General features: G+C 64.9%; 15 protein-coding genes. 7 read left to right on the top strand and 8 right to left on the bottom strand.

Annotated elements, in window-relative coordinates; genetic code table 11:
• Nucleotides 1-69: 69 nt before the first annotated feature.
• Entirely contained in the window at nucleotides 70-1,098 is a 1,029-nt protein-coding gene (locus ACT53M_RS13525) for a LacI family DNA-binding transcriptional regulator (protein WP_476233967.1), read from the bottom strand.
• Between the two features lie 130 nt (nucleotides 1,099-1,228).
• On the opposite strand from ACT53M_RS13525, the gene ACT53M_RS13530 reads away from it, so the two are divergent.
• Genes ACT53M_RS13530 through ACT53M_RS13545 form a run of 4 tightly spaced genes read left to right on the top strand, consistent with a single transcriptional unit; the run spans nucleotide 1,229 to nucleotide 8,356 of the window.
• Entirely contained in the window at nucleotides 1,229-2,023 is a 795-nt protein-coding gene (locus ACT53M_RS13530; RefSeq protein ID WP_476233968.1) for a 2-keto-4-pentenoate hydratase, read from the top strand.
• A gap of 57 nt (nucleotides 2,024-2,080) precedes the next feature.
• Entirely contained in the window at nucleotides 2,081-3,361 is a 1,281-nt protein-coding gene (locus ACT53M_RS13535; RefSeq protein ID WP_476233970.1) for an MFS transporter, read from the top strand.
• A gap of 1 nt (nucleotide 3,362) precedes the next feature.
• The gene (locus ACT53M_RS13540) at nucleotides 3,363-7,148 is read left to right on the top strand and encodes a LamG-like jellyroll fold domain-containing protein (RefSeq protein WP_476233971.1); all 3,786 of its coding nucleotides are present in this window, start codon (nucleotides 3,363-3,365) and stop codon (nucleotides 7,146-7,148) included.
• A gap of 41 nt (nucleotides 7,149-7,189) precedes the next feature.
• Nucleotides 7,190-8,356, top strand: a complete 1,167-nt coding sequence (locus ACT53M_RS13545; RefSeq protein ID WP_476233972.1) for a DUF885 family protein — start codon at nucleotides 7,190-7,192, stop codon at nucleotides 8,354-8,356.
• Nucleotides 8,357-8,474: 118 nt separating this feature from the next.
• On the opposite strand, the gene ACT53M_RS13550 is transcribed toward ACT53M_RS13545, so the two are convergent.
• The 6 genes from ACT53M_RS13550 to ACT53M_RS13575 all read right to left on the bottom strand — a co-directional run bounded on the left by ACT53M_RS13550 (nucleotide 8,475) and on the right by ACT53M_RS13575 (nucleotide 14,760).
• The gene (locus ACT53M_RS13550; RefSeq protein ID WP_476233974.1) at nucleotides 8,475-9,473 is read right to left on the bottom strand and encodes a FecR family protein; all 999 of its coding nucleotides are present in this window, start codon (nucleotides 9,471-9,473) and stop codon (nucleotides 8,475-8,477) included.
• Nucleotides 9,470-9,985, bottom strand: a complete 516-nt coding sequence (locus ACT53M_RS13555; RefSeq protein WP_476233976.1) for an RNA polymerase sigma factor — start codon at nucleotides 9,983-9,985, stop codon at nucleotides 9,470-9,472. The genes ACT53M_RS13550 and ACT53M_RS13555 overlap by 4 nt, the downstream gene beginning before the upstream one ends.
• 144 nt (nucleotides 9,986-10,129) lie before the next feature.
• On the bottom strand, nucleotides 10,130-11,413 hold the full coding sequence (locus ACT53M_RS13560; RefSeq protein ID WP_476233979.1) for an efflux RND transporter periplasmic adaptor subunit: 1,284 nt from the start codon (nucleotides 11,411-11,413) through the stop codon (nucleotides 10,130-10,132).
• Nucleotides 11,410-12,879 (bottom strand): TolC family protein, encoded by a 1,470-nt coding sequence (locus ACT53M_RS13565; protein WP_476233981.1) that lies wholly within the window; start codon nucleotides 12,877-12,879, stop codon nucleotides 11,410-11,412. Before ACT53M_RS13565 ends, ACT53M_RS13560 begins: the two co-directional genes overlap by 4 nt.
• Entirely contained in the window at nucleotides 12,869-14,077 is a 1,209-nt protein-coding gene (locus ACT53M_RS13570) for an ABC transporter permease (protein ID WP_476233982.1), read from the bottom strand. Before ACT53M_RS13570 ends, ACT53M_RS13565 begins: the two co-directional genes overlap by 11 nt.
• Nucleotides 14,074-14,760 carry an ABC transporter ATP-binding protein gene (locus tag ACT53M_RS13575; RefSeq protein ID WP_476233983.1) on the bottom strand — a complete coding sequence of 229 codons (687 nt, stop codon included), beginning with the start codon at nucleotides 14,758-14,760 and terminating at the stop codon, nucleotides 14,074-14,076. The genes ACT53M_RS13570 and ACT53M_RS13575 overlap by 4 nt, the downstream gene beginning before the upstream one ends.
• Nucleotides 14,761-15,022: 262 nt before the next feature.
• Between ACT53M_RS13575 and ACT53M_RS13580 the strand changes: the two genes are divergently transcribed.
• Both ACT53M_RS13580 and ACT53M_RS13585 read left to right on the top strand, forming a co-directional pair.
• Nucleotides 15,023-18,355: a TonB-dependent receptor gene (locus ACT53M_RS13580; RefSeq protein ID WP_476233985.1), complete on the top strand. Its 3,333-nt coding sequence runs from the start codon at nucleotides 15,023-15,025 to the stop codon at nucleotides 18,353-18,355.
• A gap of 129 nt (nucleotides 18,356-18,484) precedes the next feature.
• On the top strand, nucleotides 18,485-18,874 hold the full coding sequence (locus tag ACT53M_RS13585) for a DUF2147 domain-containing protein (protein ID WP_476233987.1): 390 nt from the start codon (nucleotides 18,485-18,487) through the stop codon (nucleotides 18,872-18,874).
• A gap of 18 nt (nucleotides 18,875-18,892) precedes the next feature.
• Here ACT53M_RS13585 and ACT53M_RS13590 read toward each other — a convergent pair whose 3' ends face one another.
• Nucleotides 18,893-19,495: a TetR/AcrR family transcriptional regulator gene (locus ACT53M_RS13590; RefSeq protein ID WP_476233990.1), complete on the bottom strand. Its 603-nt coding sequence runs from the start codon at nucleotides 19,493-19,495 to the stop codon at nucleotides 18,893-18,895.
• Nucleotides 19,496-19,660: 165 nt separating this feature from the next.
• Between ACT53M_RS13590 and ACT53M_RS13595 the strand changes: the two genes are divergently transcribed.
• Complete coding sequence (locus ACT53M_RS13595; RefSeq protein ID WP_476233993.1) at nucleotides 19,661-20,131, top strand: hypothetical protein; 471 nt, start codon at nucleotides 19,661-19,663, stop codon at nucleotides 20,129-20,131.
• The last annotated feature ends 82 nt before the right edge of the window (nucleotides 20,132-20,213 follow it).

Here is a 20,213-nt window from a genome sequence, read left to right on the forward strand (position 1 = left end):
CGCCCATCTGCCCTCAGCAGGGCCGGGCATTTGGTAACCGGTGTCAGATATTCGCGCAAGCCCGCTGCGTCAGGCCGCCGGCGGTGCCACCGACGCGCGACGGATAAGGGTGGAGAGGAACAGCGAGGGCTCCTCCACCGCCGGCTCACCTTCCTGAACGCCGGCGGTCAGTTTCAGCGCCGCGGAGCGCGCCATCGACGCAATCGGCCAGCGTACGGTCGTGAGTGGCGGCCAGACATGGGCCGCGATGGGCGTGTCGTCGAAACCGATGATCGACAGGTCCCGCGGCACATCCAGCCCCCGCTGCCGCGCGGCGTGGAGTACCCCCGCTGCCATCTCATCATTGCTCGAGAAGATCGCCGTCGGCCGGGGCGTGACGTCGAGCAGGCGGTCGGCCGCCTTCACCCCCGATTCGAACGTGTAGTTGCCTTCCGCGACCATCGACCTGGGCAGCGCGATGCCGGCATCGCCCAGCGCCTGTTCGAAGCCGAGCCGCCGTTCGCGGGCCGAACGGAAGCCATGCGGCCCGCTGACCAGCCCGATCCGGCGATGCCCCTGCTCGATCAGATAGGCGGTCGCCGCGCGCACTGCGTCACAATCGTTCGAGGCGACCATGTGGTCGGCATCGTCAAGTTCGGCCGACCCCATGCGCACATAGCGGCAGCCGATCTCGTCGCAGAGGCGAGCAACCTGGTCATTCTCGCTGATCGGCGGCATCAGCAGCACGCCGAACGGCCGCTGCCGCTCGAGGAAATTGCGCAGATCGTCGAGAATCGTCGTGGAGCCCCGGTTCACCGGCCGCACGACCATCGCGAAATCGGTATCCTGCAGCGCTTCCAATATGCCCTGCTGCACGTTCATGACCGTCTGGGCATTGGGATTGTCGTGGATCAGCCCGATCAGGAAGTTGCGTCGCAGCGCCAGCGCACGCGCCTGGGGATTCGGCGTATAGCCCAGACCCTCGATCACCTCCTCGACGCGCTTGCGCGTATCGTCATTGAGTAACGGCGAACGGTTGATCACCCGGCTGACCGTCTTTTTGGAGACGCCCGCGATCCGCGCCACGTCGTTGATCGTCGGTTGTCCGGTCTTGCGCATCCCTGGATGCATATCGCCATGTGCCAAGCGATGCCAAGGGCGGTGACGGCGCCGGCATCGAGTTGCTTGTCATTGACACCGGTTTCCTTTACCTCGGCCCGATTGGCGAACCAGAAAAGGCTGCACGTCTGTGGCGACGAAAACGACCGACAATGCTGCACAAATTGCTGCGAAATTCGTCGCGGCACGGCGCGATGCGACACCGCTTCTGGACTATCCCGGCGAGATTCCGCCCTTCCTTGCCGATGCCTATGCCATTCAGGATGCCGCAATAGCGCTGGCCGGCCGGCGCATCGCGGGCTGGAAGGTCGGCCGGATCAACCCGCCGGTCGAAGGCAGCGATAGGCTGGCCGGCCCGATTTTTGCCGACCAGATCGTCGTACCCGGCAGCGATTCTGCGCCCGCCATGCCCGTGTTCGCCGGCGGCTTCGCGGCGGCCGAAGCCGAATTTCTGCTGCGGATCGGCACCGCGCCCGATCCCGGCAAGCGCAGCTATACGACAGAGGAAGCGACCGCGCTGATCGACGCCGTGCATGTCGGCATCGAGATCGCGAGTTCGCCCTTTGTCGGCATCAACGGCAACGGACCGTGCGTCACCATTTCCGATTTCGGCAACAATAACGGTCTGGTGCTGGGCCCGGCGATCCCCGACTGGCGGAACAGCGATATCCTGCGCTGGCCGGTGACGCTGGACATCGCCGGCACGCAAGCAGGTGCCGCGACCGCCGCTACGATGCTGGACGGCCCGTTCGGCGCTGCACGCTTCCTGTTCGAACTGATGGCTGCGCGCGGCATTGCACTGGCGGCCGGCCAGTGGATCTCCACCGGTGCCGTCACCGGCGTCCACCCCGTCACCATTGGCGATGCGGTAGAGGCATGGTTCGACGATCGCTACCGCGTTGCCTGCTCGATTATCGCATACTGACTACCCAATACGACCTGAGCGGTGCCCGGAAGAGGCATCGGACAAGGAGAGGACAAGATGGCCATCGCGACTCCGCCCGTGGATTCGTCGGCCCCGATCGGGCGCTATCGCTGGCTGATCTGCGCGCTGCTGTTTGCTGCGACAGCGATCAACTATGTCGACCGCCAGATGATCGGGCTGCTGAAGCCGGTTATCTCCAGCGATCTCGGCTGGAACGAAACCGCCTATGCCGATGTCGTCTTCTGGTTCCAGGCGGCCTATGCGATCGGTTATCTCAGCTTCGGCACGGTGGTGGACCGGCTCGGCGTGCGGATCGGCTATGGCATCGCCTTCGTCATCTGGACGGCGGGGCACACCCTGTGCGGCTTTGCCGGCAACGCGCTGCAATTCGCGGGGGCCCGCTTCGTGCTGGGGGTCGGCGAGTCGGGCAATTTCCCCGCCGGCATCAAGGCGGTGAGCGAATGGTTCCCGGCGCGGGAGCGTGCCTTTGCCACCGGCATCTTCAACGCCGGCGCCAATATCGGCGCAGTCGTCACGCCGCTGATCGTGCCAGCCCTGACGATCGCCTTTGGCTGGCGCATGGCCTTCATCGTCACCGGCGTGGCGAGCCTAGTCTGGCTGGTCGCCTGGCTGGCGCTGTATCGCCGCCCGCGCGAAAAGGCGGGGCTGGACCCGCGCGAGCTGGCCCATATCGAAAGCGATCCCGCCGACGGCACCGAAAGGATCGGATGGCTGCGCCTGCTCGGCTATCGCGAAACCTGGGCCTATGCGATCGGCAAGATCCTGATCGACCCGGTATGGTGGCTGTTCCTGTTCTGGACGCCGGACTTTCTGGCCAAGACCTATCATCTCGATCTCGTCCATTTCGGGCCGCCGCTGGTGGTGATTTATCTGATTTCGGATCTGGGAAGCGTCGCCGGCGGCTGGTCGTCGTCGCAGTTGATGAAGCGCGGCCTCAGCGCCAATGCCGCGCGCAAGCTCACCATGCTGGCCTGCGCGATTCTGGTGACGCCGATCTTCTTCGCGCAATATGCCGGCAACCTGTGGGTGGCCGTGGCGATATTGGGGCTGGCGACGGCCGCGCATCAGGCATTCTCGGCCAATCTCTACACCATCCCGTCCGACATGTTTCCGCGCGCGGCGGTGGGATCGGTGGTGGGCATAGGCGGCACGCTGGGCGGAATCGGCGGGATGATGATGGCCAAGGCGGTCGGCTATGTTTTGCAAACGACCGGCAGCTATGCGCTGATCTTCGCCGTAGCCGGATCGGTCTATCTGGTCGCGATCGCCGCGATCCATTTGCTCAGCCCCCGTCTTGCCCGCGTGGATGCTGCCTGACATGACGAAGCGCTTCCTGCTGCTCGCCGCCTGCGCGGCCTTCCCCCAGCCCGCGCTCGCTACGGGACCGGACGAGACCGGCCTGTTGTTCCGCGTATCCGCCGACAAGAGCCTGACCGCCGATGTCGCGGCGGGCGATCCCGTCCCCAATTTCCGGGCGGGCGTGAACGTGGTACCGGATGGTGCGATCGGCGGCGCGGCGCGCTGGGCGGATGATGGCTATGTCGCCTGGAACGCACCCGGCAACATGCGCGCGGCGCGCGGCACGCTCGCCTTTTTCTGGCGCGCCCGCACACCCGTGGGCATCGCGCCTTTCGTGATCTTCCGCGCGGGCTTTGCCGACCATACGAGCTGGGACATGGCGTTCCTGCGGATCGACTGGAACGGTCATGGCTTCGACGCTTTCGTTACCGACGCCAATCTGTCGCGGCTGCGCGTTTCCTGGACGATGCCCAAGGCACCCGCCCCGGACGCCTGGCACCATATCGCCTTTGGCTGGGACGAAACCCGGGGCGTTCGCCTGTTCGTCGATGGCCATGAAGTCGCACGCAAGGAACAGAAGGCCGATCTCGACAGCGGGCTCGACCAGTTCGGCATGGCCGGCCGCGTCATCAGCCCGCATCAGGTGCAGAGCCGCTACAACTTCATGCGCGGCAGCGATCTCGACGAGATTCGCATCTACGATCATCTGCTGGCGGCGGACGATGTCGCGGCGCTGGCTGACAAGCGCGAGCCCGGCACCCCGCCCGCTCGCGACGCCGCAGCAGAGCGAGCCGCATGGCTCCACCGTTACGGGTGGGACATATCCTCCCCGCCGGTCCTCGACGCCCCCGTCACGCAGGTGCGCAAGGTGGAGTTCGCCGATGCGAAGGATCTGAAGGAATGGATGTGGAAGGGCGTTGACGGCATTGCCGAGACGACCTGGCCCGGCGTCTATAATCGCTCCCGCCTGCCCGGCCGCGACGATTATTTCGAGCTGCCCGACTGGAACGTCTATGTCGAAGGCGGCAAGACCTATTCGCTGACGATACCGGCGGGCGAAACCGTCAACCGAGTCGAGATCCGCGGCGCGGCCTGGGGCACGCTGGACTGGACGGCTGACGGCAAGGCCTATCAGCAACTGGCGGTCCGGCCGAAAGGCGTGGTGCGCAGCGTCACCACGCTCGCCCCCCGCACCGGCGGCGTGCTGCGCTTCACGAACGCCATGCAGGAACAGCCGATTCAGGAGCTATGGGCCTATGATGTGGGCCCCGGCACCGAACCGGAGGGCAGCTTCAAGCTCAGTTACACGATCAGCGCCGCGACCGCGCCATCGCTTGCAGCACTGGCACCGCTGAACGCCTATATCGCCGGACGCTTCGCTCCGGACGAGCGCACCACCGTGGTCGCCCTGCCCTCTTCCGGCATCAAGGCAGCAGTCGGTGCGGGCGCTGCAGGCGGGACCGAAGCGGCGGTGCACCATGGCGATGCGGCGCCTATCGTCCATGTGCTGATACCGTCGAATCTCAACCAGGCGCTGCCCGACCGGCCGCTGGCCCGCGCGTTCGACTATGGCTGGCGCAACCTGCATGACGGGCTGGATGGCATTGCCATCGACCTGCCCGCGCTGAAACTCGCGCCGGACAAGGACGGGCTGATCCCGCTCAACATCCGCGTACACGACCCGATCTGGCCGATGCGCGACATGATCGACCTGTCGGTATCGGTCCGCCCCGGCGAGGCGCGGACCCTGTGGCTCGATCTGCGCGACCGCATCCTGTCCGACGACAGCCTGTTCCTGACGATCGCGTCCGCCGCGCCGGGGTTCGGCGCGCAAAGCCTCGACGGCGCGCGCATCCGGCTGGTGTTCAAGCCCCGTGCCGAAGCCTTGAAGGAGCATGTCGCGGACCGGTTCAACCAGGTGAAGGATAATTGGGGCTATCTGGTCGAGGAGCATACCGCATCCGAACGCGCGGCGCTCTATCGCCGGGTACGCACCGACATCAGCGACCTGCTGCGCGTCGACCCCGACAATGTCCAGGCGCGCGCCTATTGGGCCGATATCGACTATCGCCCGGAAAACCTGCCGCCGGTGACGCTGCCCCCCGTCCCCGTCGGCGTCCCTGCCTGGGCCGCGCGGCAGGTGGAGGATCTGCAATGGACGCGGAAATTCGTCGATTGGTGGATAGACAATCGCCAGGTCGCCTATGGCGACTTCGGCGGCGGCATTTCCGACGATGTCGACCTGACCGAGCAATGGCCCGGGCTGGCGCTGATGGGCGTGCAGCCTGACAAGATCAACGCGTCGCTGCGCGCACTTTCGGATGCGGTGTACAGGAACGGCATGCGGGTGAAGGGCCTGGGCTATATCACCACCGACGAGCTCCACGCCTATGAGGAAGGGCTGAATTCGGACGCCGAGCGCCTCTATCTCAACTGGGGCGAGCCGAAGTCGATCGAGCGGCTGATGGCGACGGTGAAGGCACTGACCGGCGTGATCCTGACCAACCCCGCCGGACACATGCACTTCGCCAGCAACTGGTATGGCGGTCGCACCATGTATCGCGAGGGGACATGGGAATGGCAGAAGCCCTATTCCTTCACGGTGCTGCACGCGCCGATCCTTATCGGCCTGTATAACGCCAATCCAGTGGCGCGCGGGCTGGCGACCGGCCTGATGGATGGCTGGATGGCGCATGGCACGCAGGGTGCCGATGGCCGCTGGTCTTATCCCAATGAAATCAACTGGCGCACGGACGCCACGCGCGCCGGCGACGGCGGCGGGGCGACGACACCGCTGCAGACGGCGTGGGCGGCGTGGCGTTTCACCGGGGACGCGAAATATCTGCGCCCGGTCGTGGCACGTGCCGCAAAGGACGCCGCCGTGCTTTCCGAAATGAACGAGAACAGCGCCAACCTTCCGGAGACGCAGCCGCTGCTGACAGGCGCCACCAAGGGAGACAGCCCCTGGGCCCGCTATCTCGCCTGGCAACAGAGCGGCGACACTGCATCGCTGGTGGCGCTTCATGAAGCATCGATCCAGGAGAAGATGCAGCGCTTCTACATGCAGACTGAAGGCCATTGGTGGACCGACCGCGTCGAGAGCGAGAATCAATGGTTGCAGCGCGAACGGCTAGGCGGAATCGCGCTACGTCGCGGCCAGCTATGGCCCGGTAACACCGTGAGCTGGCGCTTCGAGGAACAGGGCGCTGCCGAGCGCATCGCGCTGCTGCTGCCCGGCGCTACGCCCACGCACTTCCGCGTCATCGCCTATAATCTCGATGCGCAGGAACAGCGCGCGTTGATGACCGGCTGGAACGTCACTGCCGGTAGCTGGACACTGCAGCGGGGGACGAGCCCCGATGACGGCCGCACCTTTATCGCGCGGGGAGCAGCCGAAACGCTGGTGATCGAGCGTGACCGCACCGTTCCGCTTACCTTCGCACCGGGCCTTTCCGTATTCGACTTCTCGCTCACGCAAGCCGCCGATCCGGTCGAGACCCGCCCCGACCTGGGTATCGGCAGTGATGATGTGGTGCTGCAGGGCCGTCGCCTGACCGTCACCGTCCACAGTCTGGGAGCGCAGCCATCGCCAGGCGGCGTTCTGGAAGCGCTTGGCGAGAACGGTACGGTCCTGGCCAGGAGCGCGATTCCGGCTCTCCCCGCACCTGCCGACCTGACCCCCAAGACCGCGACGATCGCAATCACCCTGCCCGCTGAAGCACCGAAGGTCGCGTCAGTCCGCGTGCGGATGGCACCGGATCAGCCCGAAGTGACGCTGGCAAATAATCTGGCGGCAGTACCATGAAGCCCCTCGGGCGGCGTTCTGTCCTAACAGCCGGCGCAACCATGCTGCTCGCGCCGCACTTGGTGCTGGCGTCGCACGACGCGCTGGCCGACGCACTCGATGCCGCTGCAGCCGACCCTGATCCGGGCCGGGCCCTGCGCGCGCTTGCGCAGTTCGACGCCAACCGTCTGCCGCCCGGCGCGAGACGCGACGTGCTGGTTGCGCGCGCAGGGCTCGCCGTCGACGCGAGGGTTCACGCCGAATTCGGTATCGATCCGCGCCAGACGGAGGAGGTTCCCCGCGCGCCTGCATTCGCCGCATTGCGGCTCCGTCGCAAACTAGGAGACCTGCCGGACCCGACAACGGCAATCTTGCAACTCGATAACGAAATCGCCCGGTGCCAGCGCCGGGCCACGATGCTGTTCCAGGGACTCGGCATCGCAGGGACGACCACCGGCGCCCAATTCAGCGCGCTATGGCGCGATGGACGCTACCTCTATCCCGATGACAATGCCGGGCGCGAACTGGCGGTTGCAGACATGAATCGCCAGCTCGCCCGATTCACGGCCATGCTCGTCCCCCGCTTCGGTTGGGTGCCCCCCTGGTGCCGGAATGTCACCGCCCGGCGACCTTCTGCGGAGGCGCGCCCAGGCACCCGAACGCTCCCCACCCCGGATGCACCTGGCTTCTACACCGTAGATCTGGAAGAAATCCGCCGCCGCCCGGCATGGACGCTACCCAGCGTAGTCGCCCATGAATTGCTGCCCGGCCACATGCTGCAAATGCCGATGGAAAGAGCCGCGGCGCCGCACAAGCTGCGGCTCGATTATGCACAGGGCTTTCCCGAAGGATGGGGCATATTCGCCGAAAAAATGGCCGCGACCGCCGGTCTTTATCGAAACGACCCGCATGGGGAACTCGGCTATCTCCATTGGCGCCTGTTTCGCCTGGCGCGCGCGCGCGTAGATCTGGGCATCCACATGCACGACATGTCAAAGGATGAGGCGCACGCGGCGCTGGTCCGCTGGCAAGGTGAACCCGCATATTTCGCGGCATTCGAAACCGACCTCACCCGCATCGTCGCCGATCCGATGACAAGAGCAGCCGAATGCCTGATGGCACTTGCGCTGGAAAATGCGATCGACACCCGGCGAGGTGCGGCGCGTGTCCGCATGTTCCAGGGGCTGCTCCGTTATGGCCGGGTGCGCAGCGAGATGCTGCGAGATTAGAACACCGTTTCTACGCGACCACCAGCACTGCACCGTGCCAGCGATAATGGCGAACAGCTGCGGCGCGAGCACTCGCAGAACATCCTTCTCGGTCTCGGCCAGCCCATCTAGACTCCCGCTATTTGAGAGCCTGGACCTCGATCTGCTCGGGCGTGTTCGCGACGATCCGGCCGAAGCCGTTGAGTTCGATTGCCTGCGCCAGTGCTTCGGTATCACCCGACTGGAACACGCCTACGATCCGCTCGTCCGGGATATGATTGCCGCGGAACACCAGCTTCCGCCGCGAATAGCTGTTCATCTGCTCGACCGCATCGGCAAGCGGCTCGCCCATGAAGGACAGGCGGCCGGTCAGCCAGCTCGTCGATTGCTTCAGGTCCACCTGCGCGATGTCCCACGCATTGTCGTCATGGGCGATCAGCTGGCTGCCTGCCTCAATTGACGCCTCGTGCTCCACCGGGCGGCGCGGTCCGCGCTCGGTGACTTCTACCACGCCTTCTGCAACCGTCACGATGACGCGGTTGTGGTCGATCCGCACCTCGAATGCGGTGCCCACCGCACGCACCTGCTTGTTGCCGGCGGTAACCACAAAGGGGCGCGCCCGGTCCTTCGCGACCTTGAAAAAGGCTCGACCGCGCTGAAGCGTCACGGCGCGGCGGTGCTCGTCCATATGGATCACCAGCGCGCTTTCGGTATCGATCGATACGCTCGACGTATCGGAAAGCACGATCCGCGTTCGCTGGCCAACGCCGGTGAAGAAATGATGCCCGGCCGCCGCCGCCACCTGGGGCTCGGGGGCCAGCGTTTGCCATGCGACCAGTCCCGCCGCAGGCAAGAGCAGGCACAGGCCAATCGCTGCGGCGATGGCATGATAGCGCCGCGCGCGCCGTTCCGGTGCGAGGCGCGTGAGATCGCTGCCCAGCGATTCCCGCAATCGGGGATCGCCGGCGACCGCCCCGGTCAGAGCCCAGACGCGGTTCATCTCCTCGAGCGCCGCAATATCTTCGTCGCCGGGCAGTGCCGCGTCGATTGCCGGTTCATGGGAGCGCCAAGCCAGAAAACGCTGCGCGGCGCGTTCGCGACGGGGCCGGTCCGGTCGCATGCGGTTCCAGCCGATCATGCGTCGTGCCCCAGGCGTTCGGCGAGGCGGACCAGCGCGCGATGGATAAGCTCCTTCACCGATTCCCGCGATATTCCCATCCGCTCGGCGATTTCCTGATAGGTCATTTTCTCGAATCGATGGAGCTGAAACGCCGCACGTGCGCGCGGCGGCAGCTCGAGGATGGCGCGGACCGTCCGCTCATATTCGTCGATGCCGATCGCGATGCGCTCTGGCGAGATTGCATCGACCGGATCGTTCGCACCCGTCAAGGGGGTGTGCGCCGAGGCATGTCGCGCCTTCAGATAGCGATGACGCGAGATCAGAATGTTGCGTGCGACCTTGAAGATGAAACGATCGACATTTTCGATCGGCGTATCGCGGCGCATGGCATGCAGGCGCAGAAACACTTCCTGAATCAGGTCGTCGGCTTCCGATTCGCCCACCCGTCGCAGGAAATAGCTGCGCAGCGCCGGACCGTGGCGACTTACCCACAGCGCAAGATCGGATTGCATGCGCGAGGTGTCGCTCATCGCAGCATCTGCCCCGCCCCCCGTCCACCTCGCCCACATCGCGCGCCTCGTTCCGCTACGGCATCGGGCGCTGCAACGCTGTGCGCCCCTCTCCAGCATGGGACGCATCCGCGCGAGGATCGGGGGGAGAGAGGGGACATCATTTCATTGCGATCCCGGTTGTGCCGGCGGCCGCGCTTCATGCCACACGACAGTTTCTCCCGGGGCGAGGCCTGTGAGGATCTCGACACCCTCGGAGGTTATCTGGCCCAGCTGCACCGGTCGCTGTTCCACCTTGCCGCCGACGCGGACGCGCACCGTCGCCGCCGGCGCGCTGCCTTCCACCGCCAGTGGTGGCACAACCATCGCGCGCGCTTTCTGCCCGGTGATCACCGTAACCGCCGCCGTCATGCCGACCCGTATCAGATCAGCCTTTCCGGCGGGCGGCGTATCCAGGAGCGCCGTCGCGACGAAACGAATTTTGCCGGCAGTCCCCGCGTCCGCAGTTTCAGCGGCGATGGACGCCACGCGGCCGGCGAGCGAAACCCCGGGGAAACCGGGCCCGGTGACCGTCACGGCCTGCCCTAACGAAAGCGCGCTTACGTCCGCTTCATCGACATCGAATGTGGCCGACAAGCCGCCGTCGCGCGCGATCAAACCGAGGAGCTGACCGCGTGAAACACGTCCGCCCGCATAGATCGTCGCGGCGCTCGCCGGCGCGGCCGAGGTGGCGGGGCGAACCATCACGCCGGACACCGGCGCGCGGACCACGGCCGCACGCATCTCCGCCTCGGCCTGACGAAGGCGATCGCGTGCGACGTTCAATTCCAACTGCGCCGCGCGCACGGCCACGGCATCCCCGCGGGAAAGCGTATCCGCCAGCTCTTCACGCGCCGAAGCCGTGGCCATACGCTGCGCGGTCAGTTGCTGTTCGGCACCGGCATTCTCATTGCGCGCGATCAGTCCCTTCTCGAACAGGCGGCGACTTTCCTCCGCTTCGCGCTCGAAACGCGCCAAGTCCAGCTCGGCCAGGCGCAGGCGACGGCGAGCCGCCGCGACTTCCGGCCCGCTCGCCCAGTTGGCAAGATCGCGCGCCGGACGTTCGGACTTGAGCACGGCCGCTTCGGCAATACTGCGCGCCTCGGCCGCGTCTTCGGTGTCGAGTACCAGCAGCGTCTCCCCCGCCTGCACGCGATTACCAAAGGCGAAGGATAGCGTGCGCACCGCACCATCGAACGGCGCGATGATGCCGACGGCATTGCCGGGGGCGATCCGGCCGGCGAAGACAAGCGTTGAAACCAGCGGGCGCGGCGTAACGAGCAGACTCTGTTCGGCGCCTTCCGGCTGCGCCTCGGTGCCTGGCCCGGGCCGCAACGCCCAGGCGCCCGCCACGCCAATGCACGTGACGGCGCACAGCGCCAGTCCGAAGCGGCGCAGGGCGGGCTTCATTCATACCTCCAGTCGATTTTCCAGCTGTCGAGTGTCGCACCGATCTGGAGATCGAACGACGTCAGCGCATCGAGATAACCGATTGTGGCGCTCAGCGCCTGGATCTCGGCCGTGCGCAGCCCGTCCTGAAGCGACAGCACCTGAAAATTGCTCGATCGCCCGGCCTCGAGCTTGTCGCGCTCAATATCGACCACGCGTTTCGCCAGCGTCTTGTATCGTTCCGCCGATTCCAGCTCGAGCCAGGCTCCCTCGACGCGCTGCACCGCGTCGCGTACCTGCGTTTCCACGCTCTGATCCAGCTCCTCAAGGCGTAGTTCGGCTGTCCGCAAGCCGGTGTCGGCTTCTATCACGGCCAGCTTTGGGCCCGGGTCGCCGATCGGAATCGAAAGCTGTAACCCGACGCGATTGTCGGTGCGTGGCGGCAGCACTCCACTAAAAGCATCGCGCCCGGCGGTACGGGTCGCTGCGACCACCACCGATACGTCCCAAAGGCGCTGGTTGCGGGCGATGCGCAGCGACTCCCGCGCCTGCTCCACTGCATAGCGCTGGGCCTGAATGTCCATCCGCGCCTCACGCGCGATGGCGATCGCCGGTTCAAGGTCGATCGGCACATGCTCCGCAGTAATCGGATCGGCCGCGTCGATATTGGTAGAAGGATCGATGGCGAGCAGTTGCAGCAGCTGCAGCTGCGCCGAAACGCGCTGTTGCCGCGCCTCATACAGGCTGCGCTGCTGGTTGGCCTGATCCGCCTCCGACTGGACGATGTCAGCCGCGGCCATCCGGCCCGCCTCGATCATCGCCTTGTTCGTGGCAATCAATTCACCGGTGCGCGCTAGCGCCAGCTCCGCCAGCTTGACCTGGGCCTGCGCCCGCTGGAGCGAGCGATAGGCGAAAACGATATTGCTGATCGTCTCTGCAATCGTGTTGCGCACGGCCAACCGGTTGGTCGCGTCCCGCAATCGGGCGATGCGAAGCGGCGCGCGATTGACGGCGATGCCGCCTCCGCGCAGCAGGGGCTGGGTCAGCACCAGACTGGCAGTGTCCGCATCTTCGCGGCGATCGAGGCGCTGGCGGCGATCCCACACAAAGCCCAACTGCGCTCCGGTGGGAAGGAGCCAGCTTGCCGTGCCGCTAACGTCGGCCTGCCCGCTCACCATGCCCCCACTATCTGCGCGATAGAGGTCCGCGACAATGTCGAGCCGCGGCGCAAATCTTCGCTCGGCGGCGCGCAGACTGAACCGTTGCGCCACTCTGTCCAGAAGTGCCGAACGTATCGTGCGGTTGTCGCGCAGGCCGATCGACACGGCTTCCACGAGGCTGAGCGGCACGGGCCGCGAAACCTGCGACGGGCGGATGCTGGAGGGAGAAGGCACCGGCGCTATTGGCGCAATGCGCTGGGCCAAGGCAGGCGCAGGTACCGCCAGTGCGGCGGCAGCGAGGCCGGCTATGGCCCGCTCAATCCGCACGCAATGCATCGATCGGATTGAGCCGCGCCGCGGTCATCGCGGGATAGAGGCCGAAGATCAGGCCCATGCCCCCGGCCACGGCAGGGCCAAGCGCCAGCGTCCAGGGTGCGAGGTCGAAATCCCAGCCGGAGCCGCGCGCGATAGCGTAGCTGATGCCCGCGCCCAGCAACGACCCGGCGACGCCACCCGCCATGCTGAGCAACACCGCCTCGGTAAGGAACAACATGCGCAAGGCCCACGGGGAAGCGCCGGTGGCGGCACGCAGGCCGATTTCCCGCTGCCGCTCCATCACGGTCATCAGCATCACGTTCATAACGCCGATGCCGCCCACGAGCAGCGAGACGGCGCCAATCGCGATCAGCATCCGGCTGTGCACAGCCTTTTGCGCCTGCATCGTCGCCAGTATCGATTGTGCGTCCAGCACGGTCAGCGTGCCGTTGGCAGGCGCCAGCCGCGAACTGATCCGCGCGCCGGCCGCCTTGCTGTCGCTGCCGGGCCGCAGGCGGATCAGCAGCGCGTTAGGTCCGCCCCCGGCTATCACGCGGCGGGCGCAACCGGGCGGGATCATCGCTGCCATGTTGTAATTGACGGGGTCCAATGTCTCCGGCGTCACCGGGGCAAGCACACCGACCACCCTGAAACCATAGCCTCCCAGCAACAAGAGGCTGCCCGGCCCCACCGCTGCCGCCGGTCCGGCGAGGGCGCGGGCGGCATCGGCGCCGAGCACCACCGACAAGGCGCAATCTTCAACCGTGCCGAACAGGCGCCCGCGCGCGGCGACCAACCCCGCCATTGGCACGAGCGCGGGTGCCGGCGCGAAAATCGCCAGGTCCGCCGACGTCCTGCCCAGGCGCGCCATCGCCCGACCGGTGGCGAGGGCGATCGCCTCCACCACGTCCGGATCGGTGGCCGGCAATGCCGCGATGGTCGCCCGGGACAGCGCAACAGGCGCGTCACCCGTCGGCACAGCCTGGATCTGCAGCATGTCAACGCCAAGCTTGGCGAACAGCTTCAAAGACTCCCGCTGCACCATATGGCCGCTGTTGAGCATCGCAATGATCGACGCGGTCCCGATCAGGATACCGAGCAGCGCCAGAGCCGAGCGCCGCCCCTGCGCGCGCAAATTGGTCCATGCCTCGGCCAAAGTATCTGGAAGATGCGCGTCAAACTGCGGAAGCGCCGGTGCAACGCGCGTCATGCCGCCCGCGCCTCCGACCCATCGACGACGCGTCCGTCGCGCAGCGCGATCTGGCGGGGACAGCTGGCAGCAAGCTCCCTGTCATGCGTCACCATCAGCACGGTGACGTCCAGCTCTGCGTTGAGGCCGCGCAGTAGCGCCATCACCTCTTGCGAGGTCGCACTATCCAGGCTGCCAGTCGGTTCATCGGCGAGCAGCAGCTGGGGTTCGCCCACGAGCGCCCGCGCGATGGCGACGCGCTGGCATTGGCCGCCGGAAAGCTGGCTGGGCATATGCTCCGCCCAAGCCGCGAGCCCTACCCGCGCCAGCATCGCCTCGGCCCGGGCGCGCCGGCCGTGCCGCGGAACACCGCGATATTGCAGCGGCAGCGCGACATTCTGCCAGGCCGTCAGCCGCGGCAGCAGCTGAAAAGACTGGAAGACGAAGCCGATCAGGCGGTTGCGCAAAACGGCTGTTGCGTGGGGCGTCCAGGACCGGATGGCTTGGCCACCAATTTCGAGCTCGCCGTTGGTCGGCCGGTCCAGCAGGCCGATGATGTTGAGCAAGCTGCTCTTGCCGGAACCCGACGGGCCCACAATCGCGCAAAACTCTCCGCGCTCCACCGAAAGCGTCACGGAGTCAAGCACCGCGAGCGTTCGTGCCGGCGCGTTATACTCTTTACAGATGCGCTCCAGCCTAAGCATGACAACCCCTCATCATCAAAGAGGCACGGCCGCCATTTATTTGTCAATATACAGAGACCCGAGAATAGTTTGCGCCATTTTGCTATTATTTTGCGGTGCGGCGTAGGGGCTAATGCTGCACATGCGAAAGATATATTGATCAAAATGGAATATATTTTTTTGTCGATCCCCCCGCCCCCGTGAAAGCGTGCGTCTTATCTTCCCACAATCGTACGCAACGCCACGCGAGGGGGCGGAGGCGGCGATAAAAGGAGGGGATGATATGCGCAATTGGATGCCGGTGTCGCGACATCTGCTGCTGGTAGGCACAGCCACGCTCGCCACCATGGGAGCGATCGAGCCGGCCAGAGCCGCTCCGCCAGTTGTCGCGTTCCGGATCGAGGCGCAGTCGCTGGCCGGTGCGCTTCGCGATCTGGCCCTGCAAAGCGGCGTGTCGATCATGGCTGACGCCACGCTTACCCGCGGAAAGCTGGCGCCACGCTATGTCGCGACCAGCGAGGTCGAAGTAGCACTGAACGCATTGCTGCGGGGAAGCGGGCTTTCCTATCGCAAGCGTGGTGCGGTGTATGTGGTCGTGACCGCCACGTCCGAAGCCGAACCGCAAACAGCACCGGCAGAACTGGCCCAGGCGCCACAGGAACAGGCAGACCCAAACGTCATCGTCGTCACTGCACAGAAGATGCGAGAGTCAGTGCAGAACGTGCCGATTGCTGTCAGCGCCTTTTCGCCGGCAGCATTGGACAGCCAGAAGATCGAGACCGGTGGCGAACTGCTGCGCGCCATTCCCAACGTCACTTTCTCGAAAAGCAACTTCTCAGGCTATAATTTCTCGATCCGCGGGGTGGGCACCAAGGCCGTCTCCGCCAGTTCCGATCCGGCCGTGGCGGTCAGCTTCAACAACACGCCGCTGATCCGCAACCGCCTGTTCGAGCAGGAATTCTTCGATGTCGAACGCGTAGAGGTGCTGCGCGGCCCGCAGGGCACGCTGTACGGCCGCAACGCCACCGCAGGCGTGGTGAACGTGCTGCCCGTACTGCCGACCAACAAGCTGGAAGGATCGCTGTCGCTTGAGGCCGGCAATTACGAGACGCGCCGGGCCAGCGGCATGATCAACGTGCCCCTTACCGATACCGTGGCGGTGCGCGGCGCAGGCGCCTACACCAAGCGCGACGGGTTCGATTATAACAGCTTCAACAACACACGGGTGAACGGCCGCGATTTGTGGTCGACCCGCGTTTCAGCATCGTGGAAGCCCAGCAGCGACTTCACCGCCAGCGTGCTGTGGCAGCATTTCGAAGAGAACGACAACCGGTCGCGCAGCGGCAAACAGCTTTGCACCCGTGACGACGGACCGACCCAGATCGGCAATACGCCGGTTCCCGACGCACTCCGCGCCCGGCTGAGCCAGGGGTGCAAGCCGGCATCGCTGTACGACGATGCCGCATATGGCATGCCGAATGGCGCGAGCTTTCCGCAAGTCTACCTCGCCAGCAACATCGGCATCGGCAGTTTGCCCGATGGCAGCCAATATTTCGCGGTGCCGCCTTTGACTGACCCCTATGCGGGGCTTCGTCAGTCGCGGAACCTGCGTGAAATTTCGACGAGCTATGATCCAATATTCCGGGCGCGAAACGATTTCTACCAGCTCAATCTCGAAATTGGCATCGCCAACGGTCTGCGATTGATCTCGCAAAGTGCCTATGCCCAGGATCGCTATTATTCATCCCAGGATTATAACCGGTTCGCCTCGAACCCGATCTTCGGCAACTCCACGCGGCCAGATTTGATTAGTCCGTTTGGCGGCGCCGTCATCGCGCCGAATCTTACGCCGGGCGGAGTCTTCACCGACCCCCAACTTGGCCCGTCCAACCGGTTCCTGTCGGTCGATCTCAGCCAATCGCGAAACGAGCAATGGACTCAGGAACTGCGCCTGCAATCATCCTGGGACGGGCCTCTAAACATCAGCCTTGGCGCCAATTACCTGAAATTTAAATCCCAAGACGATTATTACGTATTCAGCAATTTTTTTACCCTCATTTCACAGTATTTTTACAACCTCGACAACCAGTTCAATTTTGATGACGGCTCACTTTCAATTGGAACGCGCAATTGCAAGCCGACCAGCCCCTCCGACAACACTTCGGACTGCATCTACGTCGATCCGAATTCCCTCGCCAACATAAACGGTGACGGACATAATTATTTCCGCAGCAAAAATGTTGTGAAAACAGAAAGTTGGGCGCTGTTCGGCGAAACATATTACAAGCTGTCCAACTCCCTGAAACTGACGGCCGGCCTGCGCTACACGGACGACACCAAGACGAGCACGCCCTATCCCAGCCAGTTGTTGCTGGGCATCGGCCCTGCGCTGACCAATTCGACGGGCGGCAAGGCGGCGATCGGCTATCCGGCCCAACCCGACATCGTCCAGAAATGGGGCCGCTTCAGCGGTCGCGCCGTACTCGACTGGAAACCGCGCATTTCCTTCACCGATGAAACGATGGTCTATGCGTCCTTCTCGCATGGCTACAAGGGCGGCGGTTCCAACCCGCCCCGCGTCGATTTCGATCCGTCGATCGTCCTGTATCAACCATTGGCACAGACCTTCGCCCCCGAATATGTCAACGCCTTCGAAATCGGCACCAAGAACGTGCTGGGCCATGGCAAGGCCGGGTTCAACCTGACCGGCTTTTATTATGACTATAAGAACTATCAGGTTTCGCAGATCGTCGACCGCATTTCGCTAAACGAAAATTTCAACGCCACGAGCATGGGTCTGGAGCTGGAGACCTGGTGGCGGCCATCGCGCAATTTCCGGATGAACCTGAATGCGGGGTATTTGCGCACGCGCATCGCCGACGGCGCGCGCTCTATCGACGTCATGAACCGGACTCAGGGAAACCCCGATTGGGTGGTGGTGCGGCCATGGATTCAGGTTCCTTCCAACTGCATCGCCCCCCGCGCGGCCGTAGAAGCGATCCTGGCATCACCCTTTTCGCAGGGTTCGGATGGCGGGCTTGGCCCCTTCGCGTTGGCGGCCCTTTGCAGCGGTTCGAACCGCCTTGGCAATTACGACCCCGCCCTGCCGCCGGGACAGACGCCATATTACGCACTGCTGGGGTTCACCTATAATCCGCTGTTGCCCTACAACCCTGCTCTCAGCCCGCTCGGAACGCTGGGCAGCGCCGATCCCCGCAGCGGCGCGCCCAATGGCGGCCGCGGCTTCTACGCCGATCTGAGCGGCCACGAACTCCCGAATTCGCCGCGCGTGACGGTGAATGTGGGCGCCGAGTACAGCGTGTTCGCCGACGCCTGGAAATTTACGCTGCGCGGCGACTATTATCGCCAGGGCCCCAGCTTTGCCCGGGTTTACAATACCGCCTATGATCGACTGCATGGGTGGAACAACGTGAATGTCGCGCTGACGGTGGAAAATTCGAACTGGAACATGACGGCCCAGCTCTATGTCAAAAACCTTTTCGACGACGCCCCGATCACCGATGCGTTCACCAATTCGGACGACACCGGCCTGACGACCAATGTTTTCACGCTGGAGCCGCGCATCATCGGCTTCCGCCTGTCAAAGCGTTTCTGAACAGACGACGCCCGGTCCCCGCCACGGGGATCGGGTCGATCAGCCAGGGAGTTGCCGTTGCTTCCGAAAGTCTTCCCCGGGGTGCGTGTGCTTGCACTTACCCTCGCCTCGTGCGCCTTGGCCGGCCCCATGTCGGGCGTAGCGCAGCAGGACCCTAATGCGCTGCTGATCGGCAAATGGCATACCGAACGCAAGGACGGGATGGTGGAAATCCACCGGTGCGGCGCGGCGCTGTGCGGGCGCGTGATCGACGGGGCGCCGCTCCGCGCCAATCCCGACCAGCGCGACGTCCATAATCGCGACGCCGCGCTGCGCGCGCGCAAGGTGAAAGGACTTCCCGTGCTGGATGGCTTTTCGGGCGGACCGAAAAGCTGGAAGGGCGGCCCGCTCTACGACCCCGAAACCGGCACGCTCGCGGCCAAGGGCTCGTTGACGCTGCGCGATCCGGATACGCTGGCGGTGGAGGGCTGCATCGCCCTTTTCCTCTGCCGCACGCAGATCTGGCGACGCGCACGCTGAACGCAACCATCCCCGCCGCTATCGGGGCGGGGCGGTCAGCACCGGCAGCAACTGGGTTAGCAAGGCGCGCATCGCACCGTCTTTCTGACCCAGCATACCGCGCAGATGCGGACCGATCAGTGCGTCGCCAAAAGCGCAAACGGCAATCAGCAGGATGCTGGCACGGATACGCTGCTCGCTGCCTTCCCCCTGCGCGACCCGGGCGCGAACGGCATCGACCAGGTCGCGCACTGCTCCACCCAGCGATTCCAGGTGCCCGGGCTCCTGGGCAAGCACCAGCCACGCCGCGAGCTGCGCTGCACCACCTCCATCGAACGCATCGAATACCCGGCCGACCAGCCGCGCCGGCGCATCGGCATCGACGCCCAGACTGCTCACCGCCTCGCCCAGTGCCCGGTCGAGATCGCGGATCATCGCTTCCATCAGCGCTGCCTGCAGCCCCGCCGCCGACCCGAAATGATGGATGACATTGCTGTGCGACATGCCGGTAGCGCGGCCGACATTGGCCAGCGTGACCGAGGCAGGCCCCTGTGACAGCAGCAATGCGCGCGCGGCGGCCAGCCCCTCGACACGCGCCTCGTCTGCGCTGCGCTTGCGGCGCCTGGTTCGCGCATCGTTCATGCCGCTCGTCCTGCCCTTTCCCGGTCTTTTCGCATATCGGTCTTGCTGCGTCGAAATAGTCCGCAGCTATCCCCCCTGTCACGCTTCCGTCGCGTCTGGTTGGAAGGGGAAATATTTCCCCCAGCGATGGGCAGTGCAATGCCTGAAAAAGCAAGGAGAGGAATAATGATCAAGAAGATCTTGTCGGCTGGCGCGATTGCAGCGTCGGCGATGTTCCTGATTTCACAAGCATCGGCGCAGACTTTCTCGCCGGCCGGTTCGTTCACGATCACGAATGTCACGACAATTACCGTCAGCAAGGGGATCACGCTCAGCTGCGGCTTGAGCGGCAGCGGAAATGTGACGTCCGGCGGGAGCGCCAGCGTCACCAGCCTCGCCCTTACCGGTGGCCTTTGCGGGTCGATCGGCTTCACGGGCACTCCCTATGCCGTCTCCGCCAGTGGGACGACCGTGACGATCAACAATGTCGGCGTAACGGGAATCACCGGCAATTGCTTCGGCAATCTCTCCGGCACCTACAACCAGTCGACCGGAATCCTGACCTTCAGCAACGCGACGATTCCGTCGAGCCCGGCCGGCGGTTCGCCCTGCCGGGTGAACGGCCAGGTGCGGCTGTCGCCGACTCTCACCTACTGACCTGCCCGCCGGGCGCGCCGATGGTGCGCCCGGCATACTGCGTATGTGGCCCCAGATCGGATTCGCCCCGATTTGCCATCGA

It is taken from the genome of Sphingomonas sp. DMC6 (assembly GCF_056314225.1).

Bases quoted from the DNA above. Each gene is read 5' to 3' on its own strand.
- ACT53M_RS13525 (WP_476233967.1), bottom strand. From the start codon at position 1,098: ATGCGCAAGACCGGACAACCGACGATCAACGACGTGGCGCGGATCGCG.
- ACT53M_RS13535 (WP_476233970.1), top strand. From the start codon at position 2,081: ATGGCCATCGCGACTCCGCCCGTGGATTCGTCGGCCCCGATCGGGCGC.
- ACT53M_RS13540 (WP_476233971.1), top strand. From the start codon at position 3,363: ATGACGAAGCGCTTCCTGCTGCTCGCCGCCTGCGCGGCCTTCCCCCAG.
- ACT53M_RS13545 (WP_476233972.1), top strand. From the start codon at position 7,190: ATGCTGCTCGCGCCGCACTTGGTGCTGGCGTCGCACGACGCGCTGGCC.
- ACT53M_RS13550 (WP_476233974.1), bottom strand. From the start codon at position 9,473: ATGATCGGCTGGAACCGCATGCGACCGGACCGGCCCCGTCGCGAACGC.
- ACT53M_RS13555 (WP_476233976.1), bottom strand. From the start codon at position 9,985: ATGAGCGACACCTCGCGCATGCAATCCGATCTTGCGCTGTGGGTAAGT.
- ACT53M_RS13560 (WP_476233979.1), bottom strand. From the start codon at position 11,413: ATGAAGCCCGCCCTGCGCCGCTTCGGACTGGCGCTGTGCGCCGTCACG.
- ACT53M_RS13570 (WP_476233982.1), bottom strand. From the start codon at position 14,077: ATGACGCGCGTTGCACCGGCGCTTCCGCAGTTTGACGCGCATCTTCCA.
- ACT53M_RS13575 (WP_476233983.1), bottom strand. From the start codon at position 14,760: ATGCTTAGGCTGGAGCGCATCTGTAAAGAGTATAACGCGCCGGCACGA.
- ACT53M_RS13580 (WP_476233985.1), top strand. From the start codon at position 15,023: ATGCGCAATTGGATGCCGGTGTCGCGACATCTGCTGCTGGTAGGCACA.
- ACT53M_RS13585 (WP_476233987.1), top strand. From the start codon at position 18,485: ATGTCGGGCGTAGCGCAGCAGGACCCTAATGCGCTGCTGATCGGCAAA.
- ACT53M_RS13590 (WP_476233990.1), bottom strand. From the start codon at position 19,495: ATGAACGATGCGCGAACCAGGCGCCGCAAGCGCAGCGCAGACGAGGCG.
- ACT53M_RS13595 (WP_476233993.1), top strand. From the start codon at position 19,661: ATGATCAAGAAGATCTTGTCGGCTGGCGCGATTGCAGCGTCGGCGATG.